Source organism: Salmonella sp. SJTUF14076 (assembly GCF_015534835.1).
In the GTDB taxonomy this organism is placed as follows: domain Bacteria; phylum Pseudomonadota; class Gammaproteobacteria; order Enterobacterales; family Enterobacteriaceae; genus Salmonella; species Salmonella enterica.
In genome coordinates this window covers 23,361-35,182 of sequence record NZ_CP064675.1, presented here as the reverse complement: position 1 = coordinate 35,182, position 11,822 = coordinate 23,361, and the positions used below count along the sequence as shown (strand labels likewise).

The 11,822-nt window shown below is 45.8% G+C and carries 14 protein-coding genes; all 14 read right to left on the bottom strand.

The genetic code is table 11. The annotated features are described in order from the left end of the window. Positions 1 to 129 precede the first annotated feature (129 nt). Entirely contained in the window at positions 130 to 579 is a 450-nt protein-coding gene (locus HU143_RS22820; protein ID WP_000182314.1) for a hypothetical protein, read from the bottom strand. Positions 580 to 630: 51 nt separating this feature from the next. After that, entirely contained in the window at positions 631 to 1,422 is a 792-nt protein-coding gene (locus tag HU143_RS22815; protein WP_046788417.1) for a hypothetical protein, read from the bottom strand. 226 nt (positions 1,423 to 1,648) lie between these two features. Next, entirely contained in the window at positions 1,649 to 1,906 is a 258-nt protein-coding gene (locus HU143_RS22810; RefSeq protein WP_042634392.1) for a hypothetical protein, read from the bottom strand. A gap of 65 nt (positions 1,907 to 1,971) precedes the next feature. Continuing rightward, positions 1,972 to 2,298: a hypothetical protein gene (locus HU143_RS22805; RefSeq protein WP_000556022.1), complete on the bottom strand. Its 327-nt coding sequence runs from the start codon at positions 2,296 to 2,298 to the stop codon at positions 1,972 to 1,974. Positions 2,299 to 2,713: 415 nt separating this feature from the next. Continuing rightward, entirely contained in the window at positions 2,714 to 2,860 is a 147-nt protein-coding gene (locus tag HU143_RS22800; RefSeq protein ID WP_001426334.1) for a hypothetical protein, read from the bottom strand. Between the two features lie 280 nt (positions 2,861 to 3,140). Continuing rightward, positions 3,141 to 4,391 carry a site-specific DNA-methyltransferase gene (locus HU143_RS22795; RefSeq protein ID WP_000104323.1) on the bottom strand — a complete coding sequence of 417 codons (1,251 nt, stop codon included), beginning with the start codon at positions 4,389 to 4,391 and terminating at the stop codon, positions 3,141 to 3,143. 168 nt (positions 4,392 to 4,559) lie between these two features. Beyond that, a complete protein-coding gene (locus HU143_RS22790; protein ID WP_000833773.1) occupies positions 4,560 to 5,168 on the bottom strand; it encodes a hypothetical protein in 609 nt (202 codons plus the stop codon). Positions 5,169 to 5,323: 155 nt separating this feature from the next. Beyond that, positions 5,324 to 5,581, bottom strand: a complete 258-nt coding sequence (locus HU143_RS22785) for a hypothetical protein (protein ID WP_001290637.1) — start codon at positions 5,579 to 5,581, stop codon at positions 5,324 to 5,326. A 64-nt stretch (positions 5,582 to 5,645) separates the two neighbouring features. After that, entirely contained in the window at positions 5,646 to 6,074 is a 429-nt protein-coding gene (locus tag HU143_RS22780; protein ID WP_001133498.1) for a hypothetical protein, read from the bottom strand. 94 nt (positions 6,075 to 6,168) lie between these two features. Next, positions 6,169 to 6,546, bottom strand: a complete 378-nt coding sequence (locus HU143_RS22775) for a hypothetical protein (RefSeq protein ID WP_000853477.1) — start codon at positions 6,544 to 6,546, stop codon at positions 6,169 to 6,171. A 407-nt stretch (positions 6,547 to 6,953) separates the two neighbouring features. Further along, positions 6,954 to 7,901: a flavin reductase gene (locus HU143_RS22770; protein ID WP_164846946.1), complete on the bottom strand. Its 948-nt coding sequence runs from the start codon at positions 7,899 to 7,901 to the stop codon at positions 6,954 to 6,956. Between the two features lie 242 nt (positions 7,902 to 8,143). Continuing rightward, on the bottom strand, positions 8,144 to 8,440 hold the full coding sequence (locus HU143_RS22765; protein WP_000581857.1) for a type II toxin-antitoxin system RelE/ParE family toxin: 297 nt from the start codon (positions 8,438 to 8,440) through the stop codon (positions 8,144 to 8,146). 49 nt (positions 8,441 to 8,489) lie between these two features. Then, complete coding sequence (locus tag HU143_RS22760; RefSeq protein ID WP_000170638.1) at positions 8,490 to 8,960, bottom strand: hypothetical protein; 471 nt, start codon at positions 8,958 to 8,960, stop codon at positions 8,490 to 8,492. A 434-nt stretch (positions 8,961 to 9,394) separates the two neighbouring features. Further along, positions 9,395 to 11,785 carry an Ig-like domain-containing protein gene (locus HU143_RS22755; protein WP_000694550.1) on the bottom strand — a complete coding sequence of 797 codons (2,391 nt, stop codon included), beginning with the start codon at positions 11,783 to 11,785 and terminating at the stop codon, positions 9,395 to 9,397. Positions 11,786 to 11,822: the final 37 nt, after the last annotated feature.

Sequence of the window (11,822 nt, the reverse complement as noted above, 5' to 3'; positions counted from 1 at the left end):
TATTAGAACTTTAAAATAACTACAGCGCAACCATTTAGCGAAATTATATTAAATCAAAATCACGCAAATTTAATTCTTAAATAGATTTAAAATAAAAACCCATTGTAATTTAATCTCCCAGCACAGCTATTAGATATAGGTTGGTGGTGTAATAAAAGCCGTGACATTTGTTTTCAACTCAGACAGCGGAATTGAAGGAGTGTTAAGAGTCATGTCATCACCACAATGGCGTGGTAGAGCAGAAAGCTGAAATGAATCTTTCATCACCCTAATAACCGGGCATTCCGTACGTGCTGATGGCATTACTTCCCGCAGCATCGCTTCCTGCCTTGTGCTATCGCTATGCTTATATTCATCCTGGTCTGTTATTTCTTGAATTTCATCTTCACCACAAAATGACCAGTTAGCGTCATAGAAGTAAAACTCAGTTAACTGAAGATCGTTTTTTTTCACGTATGTCGCCAATTTGCGGATACGCTGTTCAAGCATTGTATCTATCCGTAAGGAAACACTTTGCGGAACATCACTTGCAAAGTCATTGATGCAAACAACGGTAGATACTATGAATTTATTGGTCATGGCAGGCTCCAGGCCACCGGGGGAACCGGTGGCTACGGTTATCAGGCAGGCTTATGCGCCGCAAAGGGTGTCAAGGGAAGGAAGAAGCTTGCTCAGCTTGTCGTAATCGAGCGGAGACAGTTCTGTAACGAGTTCGACCGAAAGACTGGTGTTGTCTTCTTCACTCAGAATATAGATTCCGTCTTCTGGCTCTTTTCCGGCACATGCCTTCAGTCGTCTGTTAACGACCTCCTGGGCTGAATCCGCTACGTCGCAGCTCAGGACATAGCTTGCCACATAGCTGCTCTCACCGTGGTAATGCGTCACTTTACACAGAGCATACTGGATACCGGCTTTGTGAGCCTCATTCATGAGACGAGAAAACTGACAGCCATCCTGGTAATAGTGGGTATCCTTTGTGACCAGAATAGTCATACCCCCAAATTCATCTGTCCGGCTTTTACTGCATGTAAATGCAGCAGTAATTGTTACCATTTCCGGGAGGTCGAATACCGACAGCACGGCAGTTGTGAGGCAAATTGCATGGTCAAGATCAATAGTCTCTCCATGAAAAACTGACAGCCCACTGCTGTTAACTTCTGTTGCGAACGACAGTTCATAATTACAGTCTGGGCAGGATGGTTGCCCAAAGCTCGGCTCTGAAGGGTCATACTCAGGGTGGTTCTCAATAATACTGAGAATCAGCTTCTCAGTCAGAGAACAATCTGCCAGTGGCTTATCAATCAAACGCTCACCTTCTGCAATTTCTGCTTCGGTAACGAATGTGATTGCTTCTTGTGCCATTTTAGCCTGCTCCTGAGTGCAGGGAATAATAAACGACGCCAGAGTATAATTATCTGCCACAGTTGACTCCTTGATTATTTAATTAATGTATTTGATGAGAAGATCATAACAAACACACTACTACCAACTAATAACCTGAAGTCGTTTTTTTAGAAAAAATATTAAGAAGAATATGAACACCACCTCATCTTAAATTAATATTGTTCAGGATTAATATTCATTTTTGCAAATAAAAACCGCCAGACGGCGGCTTTTATAAAGAGGGAAATATCATTGGAAGCTGAAATTACTTCACGGCAGGCCGACAAATTACGCGACTGCTGTGAGCTGAAGCGAAACTTGTAGAGGAAACTATAATCACCTTTTCTAAGTCGTCGGCACTGTCGGCAATATGATGCCGAAAAGCCTCCTCTGCATCACCAGGGGAATCGGCTTCGACCGGGTAGGCCTGATCATCATCATCAAACATAATGCGCCCGGAAATGAGATAAAGTCGGCTCAAATCTGGCGTCGCTGCGCTCGTGCTTCGTTCGTTCAGATTCATTTTTTCTCCGTCTGTTGCTCGTAAAAAGAATGACGCCGGTTTAAAAGGCGTCGCCAGGGTTCAGGCTAAAACGCAGGGTTGCCATCGAGGAAGCTCATTGGCTGGCCAATAGCGGATGCCACCCTGAGAATTTCACCTGGTGTGGCATAGCGCAGCATTTCTGAGCGTCCAAATTTCTGATACTCATCTACTGACATCTTTCTCCACTCGGGGTGAGGATCTTTTCCGCACAGTGACCAGTTGCTTTCAGAGGAATCACGACGGAGAACGTACACATCAAGCGAGGCTGTAAGCCCGCTTCCATATCCCCGCTGCGCTACAATACGAACCTGAGAACCATCGTCGCGTTGCAACGTCTGGGTTAATTTCGTGATAGGATCCTGAGAATGCATGCCATTTACCTCGTTTTTAAAAGAATTACCGTAAGTAAATGATACCGAATCGAGAATTCTGGCTAATAGGTCAGAAGAAAAAATATTGCATATTTTTGAAGTGTAGGATAATGATTAGAATAAAATGGCCTGAATAAATCGTTAGCTTTAACTCTGCTTATTTCAGAAAAACTCTGAATTAGTAGTGATGGAAAACGACGCGGTGAAAAGTAACTTTTACACCGCAATTCAGAAAAAAGTTTCAGTTAGTCACATTACGAATAACCCGGCTTACTTTCGCATGTGCGTTCCCCTGCATGTTAAAGTAAAGCCCTCCGGGCAGACTCGTCGCCCACTTAACGCCTCGCTCAGCCATACGCTTCGGTGTTTCCAGCCAACCACGAGGAATATTGCCCGGAACGTTACCGATAACCCGTCAAATGCATGCTGCTACCCGGATGCCGCCGGGAATATCGCATTTGGATTCAACAATATGCATGACCTCAGATAAAGCACCATGCCGCTGGACATGATCGCCAATGTGCAACTCGATAGGAGAAGCCATTTCTGAATCTGACTTCATATCTGTCCACCTTTAATTTAGAAACCGTCTAAATTACCAAATTAGTTAATCCAACAACATCTGTATCACAACCATCAATTTGTTTTTGTTGGGTCTATATCGTAGAAACAAGTGAATAATGAATACACTCGTTAATACAGACAACCGGAAATGAATGACTACCTGATTATCTCAGCGGTATATGCTAAGCCGTTAATATTGCCATTCTCTGGTGGAACCACTGCTAAATGAATAAACCGTTTGTCGCTTCAAACCACTTTATCAAAACCGTTAACTTGCATTAAGTCCGATACAGTTCGGCGAGCTCATCCAGCATGGGGTTACTCTTATATCCCGGTGCGGCCGTAAAAAGGTTTCGGGAAATCGCCAGCCACTCCATGATTTTGTCCGTCGCCAGCCAACGTCTGCCAAGTCGCTCGGCTGCGATGGGGACTTTATGCAAGCCAGCGAAGGGATCTACAACAAGATCTCCCGGCTCTGTCAAAAACTCAATCAGAAACGCTGCAAGCCTGGTAGGAGACGTTGCACCGTGCAGCGGAAAACCGAGCTCGCGGGCAATGGAATGGCAAAATCTCGTATCAGCGCAGCTATTGCCGTAAAACAAAGTATTCTTGGGGATCGTTCCTTCTGTTTTATTTCCAAAGGAACCGCTTTTAAGCTGGTACGCCCCATCACCATAAAAGGTCGTGCGATTTTCACCGCCTGCTGCCTGCAATTTTAGATGCTGGTCTGAATGCGGTTGTAGTACACGTAAGTTGTTTGAACGAACCTTACTCGCATCATTGGTAAACCACAGCACAGGCTCATACGATGAGCAGAGCTGCACCCGTTGCTTACATGCCCAGTGCGTTGGCGATGGGGGCTTACTGCGATTCACCCACTGAAGCCTGTCCATGAGCTCAAGCCCCAGCTTGTCACATAATGCCAGTGTCAGACGCTCCAGATACAGAGAACGTGAAGGCCTACCCCTATTAAAGCTATCTTGAGTGATATTCAATGCCACACTTGCGCCCGGTACAAGCTGTTTCACGATCGGTTCGAGGATACGCAGAAGCCAGTCAATATAAGCCTGCTCGCCACGCCCCCCTCCGTGCCCGTAGTCTCTTGAATTTCGAAGGAGGTAAGGTGGCGAGGTCAGGCAAAGATGAATTTGCTCGGTGATATTGCTGAAGAAGGCATAGGCGTTTCCAAAAACCGATGCCCCAAGAGAAGTTGAGAAACCGACAACACAGAGCTTTTCCCATGACTCATGCAGGTTTGTTTTCGTCTTAGAGGCGTATCTCCAGACGCCCCGTTTTTCTGGAACGCGTTCGATGACCCCGGCCTGACGGAGAGTCTGCTGAAACCAGCGAACCTTATGTTTGACGCCGCTGGTTCTGGTTTTATCTGACCCAAATTCTTTCAGTTCGTGCAATTCGGCATCCGACATGCCAGTTTTACGCTGCACTTCGCGATAAAGCTCGTCGTTGGTCAACGGCGATTCGGAGGCAGCGTAGATATGCGCAATTAAGTCCGTATTAATCGTACTCATCAGCCATCCTAATGGGGATACAGTTATTATATCGGCCTGATGGTTGGAAGTGAGATTACTAAATCAGACCGATCTGGTTTGTTGAAGACTTTGCCAAATCATGCAGCACAGCTGGGCTTGCACAGAGCGAGCCGGGCTCCTTTAGCGGAGACACCTTCGCAAGTTGGATTAATCAGCCTCAAGATTCTGGAACTCAATGAGCTTTTGCTCACACTCCTCCCTGCCCCACGATCCCTGCCAGTCACAGATGTCCCGGTACTTACTTTCCAGCTTATCCATCTGTGCGAGATTAGCTGTTGCGAAGTCTGTCCATATGTCATGCCAGCAAGCGTTGTACGTAACGCCAGCTGGTGGACAATACTCCATTGCATCAGCATTAATAATTTCAACGCGAAGATCGGTTGCAAACGAGGCTGCAACGAGGTTAATAACATCCTGTTCTTTTTCGATTACCGTGACATGGGTTACATCGTCTTTCTGAAGAATGGCGTGGAGCACCATACCAAGACCAAGACCATTAATGAGCACCCGCCCGGTGGCTCGCTCTATAAAATCCTGGCAGGTTCGGATCTCCATCGGGGTATTGGACATCACCACATCCCAGCCGTTGGACAAGCGGCGATATCTACCGGGCGGGATAAACTCATCTGTATTACCAGTACACTCGGCACGAAGGGCGAGGGTCAGCGCCTTATCTGTGGTAATTTCGAAAGTGTCCAGTTTCCAAGTTCCGGACTTGCCGTCTTTAACGGGTAAATCAGAAAAGCAGCTCTTCATCGAGGCAACCAAAATTCCAGTAGTTTTGTTACGCTGAACCTACCACAAACCCGCTCTTAATGAAGGCATCAGGAGCGATAGCGATCTTTGAGGCATCGTTTAAAACAGCGGCATCCTGTAACAGACACCCGATATTTTTTTTAATGCCGCAGGTGTTAAAGGTAGCGTTGCAAAGTTGCAACATCTTCAGGGGCAACCTCCACGCAGCTCCTGACACTGTAGTGATTTTCGCCGTTGTAGTCATAAACCCCACCGTCTTCAAAACTCAGCTGTTCAACCTCGCCAGCACACTCGGAAATCAGTGCCGTCTGGCAAGCATTTTTCTCACAATCGCTGACGAGTATACGAACATAGCTTTTCTCATGGTCGCCGTTACGGTTCTGGATCTTTACGATAAAGTGTTTTTCAGACATTTGTGCCTCCAGCTCAGGTTGAGGTTAATTTAGCGTTGCCCCGGTTCACCGGGGCAAGAATAAATCAACCCTTAATGAAATTGTGCCCCCAGGTGTTAGGCTTAAATGCCTGCTCTTTGATATATGTTTTCATTACCTTGCAGGTTTTTTTCAGGGCTTTGGTATTGGCATCGGTTACTGGGATAAAATGGCGAGAATGACGGTTTTCCCGGTACTGCTTATCAGCGTTTGGGTCAATTGCTTCGCTTTGCAGGAGCCCTTCGTGCCTGCCAATTACTATTACGTAGTTCATTTCACCTGAAACACGATCCGTGAGTAATTGAAGGGAAATATCAGCTGCTCGCGTGGCCTGGCTTGCAGATATTTTTGCATGCAAGAAAGCCCCCTTTCTGAATTTGGCCGGAGTTAGCCCTGTAATATCCTCAACACTAAAATTAAGTGAGGAAAGAATTGAAAATAAGTCGCAGCTAATGACTTCAGTATTATTAGGCATTTTACCCGTCCCCGTCCATATTCATGATACGGTAATGATACCAGGTCGATATCATTACCTAATAACTTGGTGAAAGAAAATCTGTAATTTTTAGTTAACTAAAATTAATAGTCTCAATACTGCTCAAGAATTCTTTTTTTACGTCCGGTGTAAAAGGTATACGTTCAATGTATTTATAAAGTGTCGCAAATGTTTTGGGTTCAATGTTTCGGGAGATAATGTCATCAATCGGATCTTCGAACATATTGATAAAGATATCGACATGCTGCTCTCCGCTTTCTGATGCCTTTGAAAGAAGACTGACCACTTCAATGTAGCGATTATCCTGCTCTGCAATGAACAACCAGTGCCCTTCGTTAAAGGCGGGTGCAGCGCTGTAGCGTTTAACAACAATTTCTGAAAGATTATATCCTGCCTGATTCAGCAGATTATTAAAGTTGAGTTGAGTTGAAATCACGTCTAACGTTTTCATAAAACCTCCTTTTCATCTGTACTTATTATACTGTTACCCAACCCCCAGCTAATAACCTCCCAGCAAATTTTCAGAAAAAAAACACCGCCTTTTATTTAAGATTGAACACATCCTTTTTAAATACCAACAATGATTATGAAACCACAATGTAAGTGAAGCGCCATTATGGAAAAGTAACTTTTGTGCAGCTCATAAATTTTATTTATTAGTTACGTTCCTTTGTCTTGTGGTCGAAGTTCATCAGGCGAGGCCTAAGAAGAATATGTGTGGTTTCAGCCAATGCGGTGATCGGGCATTATAATTTGGTCGGGCTATTATACGTGGGTAAAGGTAGTGGTAGGGAGAGGATCAGGTTAAATTGCATTTTCCCGGTTGCCTTCCCTGGCCTACCGGTTTCAGGTCAGACGCTAAGACCAGCGGTAATACTTAAAGTAGTCCTCATTTACAGCCAAAAACTCCCTTAAACCGTTCATTAATCCCTTTTCAAACGCTGTAACGATAAACCGGTATCCGTCCAGTGTTTCAATGTAGTAGATCCCGCCCGGTGTTATTCCAACATGCAACACCTCGGCTGTCATCATAAACTGGCCTTCCGGAAAATCATGCGACAGGTATATAAAACCCGTCGTGGCCGGTGCGGGTGTGGCATTCACTAAGACACCGTTAAACTGCTGCCCGTGCCTCGCCGGTACAAGCTCACTTCCCCTGGTTGACTTATCGAGCAGCCCCTTAACATCTTTTTGCTCTTTAGATGAGGTATAGCCCCGCACATCACTCCCATCACCTGGGCGAGAGCCGGTGCCGACATGTGCAAGACGACGGTAAGCGCTGCGCATATTGATGTGGCAGGATGCCCCGGCTCTACCCTGAAGCCTTACGCCAAAATCTTCGCAAAGTAATAAAATCTGACGTAGCTGGTGTTCATACACGGACGCAGAAAGTGAAAGGTTGAAACTGGAAAAGGTCAGTTCTAAAACCTTTTCCCGTTTGTCATTGAAATGTGCTTCCAGCCTGATGATTGGCTTTTCCGACATTGCAAAAGCTTTGTCCGTTGCTCTGTACCGGCATTCATCTCCGAAACATTCTTCAACAACGCTGGCTATAACCGTGTCGTGATCGCCATCTTCCGGAGCTGGCACAAAGATTTCAAATTGTGCCGGTGTCTCCGGCTCCAGCAGAACGGGATATAAACGCGGAGAATTAAGCAATGCGCATTCAGAATTAATGAGCTTAACCCAGGCGCTTTTGTCGTCCGGATCCTTAAGCTGCTGTCCAAGGTTATCGCAAAAGTCTACTATCTGACGGGTATGCTCATCCGTGACTGCACAGATCAGGTTAAGACCATGCGTGGCCATACTCAATTCCCGGGTTCGGGACTGGGAATTGATCGACCAGGGGTTAAGTGAAAGCGAAATAGGGCTTATGGAAGGGACGACCGTCTCATTCTGCAAATCTGTAAGCTGGCAGTTCGCAGTAGGCTTCGGGGAAAGGGTACTAAATATGTAACTTGCCTATTGTTTAGTACTGGCCTGGATATAAAACATCGCGTCCATGCTTGTATCCCGGGATGAAATTGAAAATAGCTTCATTTTTAACCTTAATGGATGAGCGATTTATAGTCATGTGCTGACAAATGGACATTATGTGCGCCATCATTCCATTCAAAGAATAATCGATACTTAGAGTTTACTCGAATGGAGGAATAACGGTTTGACGTCATTCTTAAGCGTTCATAACGCAAGCTGTTGGATAATAACTCCCGCTCACTCTGGACATTATCCAGCGTTTCGAGTCGACACAGAATCGCGTTAATAATTTCAGAAGGAATACCTGCCGTTGTTTTTCCATTACGGAAGAACTTTTCAAGCCGTCTGTCTTTAAATGAATGGATCATAGTTCCTCCGTAATAATTGACCTTAAAATTAAATTAAAAGGGCTTTGAATTAATGAATCCCTAAAATGCGGGCGGCGACTGCCAGCTGCTTATCACTTAACTGACGCTGGTGGGTTAAAGAAGACTTAAGGCTTTCCAGAAAATTATTACTGCTGGATTGCTGGGTGATTGCATCAACCATTTTTTGATGAGATCTGCACCATGCATTGAACGCAGAGTTGTGGGCGTTTTCAGTCCTCAAACGCTCGTTTTGCAAGGATGCTGACACTTTGCGGGCAGCTTGAGCATTAATGCGGTACAGCGCATTCAGCGTGTAAGCAGTGCGGGTCGTTTCGAGGCTGTAACCCGTGGCTTTACAAGCCATACAGCGACTTCTATAAAAATGCTTACGCTCTCCCCGACCATTGCATTTATCGCAAAGAATACGAAAAGTATATTCCGCAGTACCTTTTACAGAATCAACACAGCGGATTTTTGCGCTGGAGATTTCAATTCCACTGCGATCATAATATTTGGTCATAATGTGATTCCTCCGGTTAGTTCTGGAGTAATCATGACAGAATGAATCTACTGGCTAATAACCTGAGAGTAAATATTTTAAAAAAACATTGAGAGAGGGTCTGCAAATTTATACACGAAGGATTCAAATATAATTTTGTTTAAAAAATTAAGAGCATTCTGAAGTAAAAGTGCATCAAAAAGCATTCATGGATAAATCATGTACTGGTGCCAGCCATTTAAACGCGGGCATTGTTCCGGAGTGATTAAACGGTTTAGCATCATAGATTAAAACCAAAAGGAAGGCGTCCTTCCCGTCTCGGGAATATTACTTTCCCGTTTGCAATTTAAGAGCCACTTAATGAGAAAGTAATAATTAAGTCATGCTCAACTCTACATATTACATTGAGGATGGCGTAACAGGGTACGGCATACTACCGCACCCTTCTGAAGAGCTTATGTTTGAGGGAATTCTATAGCAAATGTGGCCGTGCCAGATTGACCACTTACAGCGGGAGTAACGGGATACGTGCGCTCTTCACCATTACCAAGATCCAGTGACAGCGATTTAGTTTCACCAGGCTGGACCGTAACTCCGGCAACCGTAACGCCGAACTGGGCATTTTTCTGAACAGTCAGGGTTCCGTTTAACTGTCCGGTAATGATAGAACCGTCCTGACGCCGCAACACACTGGTTCGGATGATGGCCAGCGGCGTGTTGTCCGTTGCTTTCAGTGCTACGGCTGTGGCCAGCGTCTTGAGATTATCCAGCATAATCAGATTCGCAGGCTGGTAGGTAAAATTAAGCGTTTTAGTGGTCCGGTTACCTGATTCGTCAATAGCCAGTGCCTCCAGATGATACATCTGTCCCGATTCGTCAGTGTTGGGGAAGATTCTGGGGTATTCCGGAATAAAGACATCCTTGGATAACGGCGTGAATGCCAGGGTGACCTTTTCAGAGTTAGGTCCACCAGCGAGCTGAAGCGATGTCAGGGAAGCATCCCCAGAGGCATCAGTAACGCTTATGCGAAGGTTCTCAAGCCCTTTAACCAGTTTTCCTTCTGCGTCTGCGCCATTAAAACTGAACGCGATAACCGGAAGCGTTGAGTCAATTTTCAGCGGTGCATTAAGCGTTTTGGTTCCGGTGTTTCCAACAAGATCCGTGGCAGAGACGCTAACCACCGTATAATCCCCGTCCGGTAGACCAGCGTATGAGAAGGTGGCGTTTTTGGTTTTATAATCGCTTTCACTGACGGTCACAGGCTTCAGCGTGAAAGGTTCCCCCCGGGCATTTTTAAGGGTGGCTTCGAAAACTTTGGTATCCCAGTAGCTGATGTTCCAGGCGTTGACGCGATCATTATCGGTGGCCGTCATAGTGATTGTCTTGGAGGCCTTGTTTACCTGAGCGACATTAACCACCGGTGGGTTGTTATCCCAGATAACCGTAAAATTACCAGCAAGCGCATCGAATATGCTGTCACCATCTTTTCCCGAGTAAAGGTGCAGATACTCAAATCCTTTGTCACTGGTGTAGTTGAAGTTAACCGTCATCTCGCATGAACTTTGTCCGATAGGTATAGTGCAGAACCAGGCTGCATTTTTTACCGTTCTGAACTTTTGCACGTATGGTCGGGGTTCAGCGGTTACCTTTATGCGGCTAATGGTGGCGGTTTTAACGCTGATTGAGGCCTGAGTTAACCACTCACTGGTATCACTCCGGTACATCTCTTTAGCCACTATCTTCGGGGCTATTTCCATCGCCGGGGCTGGAGTGAAGTTGAGGGAGTTATGATGAATTCGTCTTACTCCTCCTGCCAGAGTCTGGAATTCATGATAAGTATCCCCCACATTGGGATATATGTATTTGAAAGTATAAATATTATAAGTGCTATCGGACGTCTGGAAATTCGAGTCCGCCCAGCCATATTTGGAACCGTTAACAGCAGTAAAGTCACTTTTTTTCCTTAATACCCGTACGGAAATAGGGTTCTGGAAGACGGTCATGCCAGACTGATAAGTGACCCATGATCCGGTAGTGGCGTCCTGCACCTGGATGATATCGTCAGGCTTAACCCGATCAATTACGCTTCGGCGGCTTAGTTCGATCCTGTTTCCCGCTTTGTCATAAAGGTAGATCCCCACTTTATATTCAGAGCGGTTTTCCGGTGCCAGGGCATTGCTGCTTGCGTCGGCGACTTGAACGGTTACGCTACCTTCCACTGTATTAATTTCCGCTGGCTTTTTACGCTCCACTCCAGCGGCATCGGTTATGAAATATTCAGCATTAGCAAGCCCGGAACCTTTATCACTCAGTCCATTAAAGACCAGTGCCTGGACGCTGGCGTACTGCATACCGGCTGGTACTGAAGTGAAGATCGCTTCGCTGCCAAAGTTCCACCCGTTTCTCGTATAACTTATGGTACCCGTTGCCGGAGGCGTTCGGTCAATTGCAAGCGGGTAATCCTGCCGGGAGACCTCCTTCCCTTGCAAGTCGGTAATCACCTCTCTGAGGGTGAAGCTATCTTCTCCCATCGCTGGTACGGTCAGAGTCTTGCCGTAATAATCAAAGCCTGTCGAAGATGTGGTACGGTCATCTACGGTAACCAGGCTGCTTTTCGTGCTCCAGATGAGGCTCCCGTCACTTTTCAGCAGACTGAGCGTAATATAACGGTCCAGACCGGAAATAACGGCAACGTCAAAGCTCGTTACCGGATTAATCCATACGGATGCAGGCGATACGGTCTTTTTAACGTTCAGGGTATCTTTAAAGCTGAATTCTGCGATTTCAGCGGAAGCTCCTGCGCTGAAACCTGCAAATGCAATAAGCAGGGCTAGTTTGATTTTCATGGGTTGTCTCCTGATCAGGTTCCCCATGATACTTTTT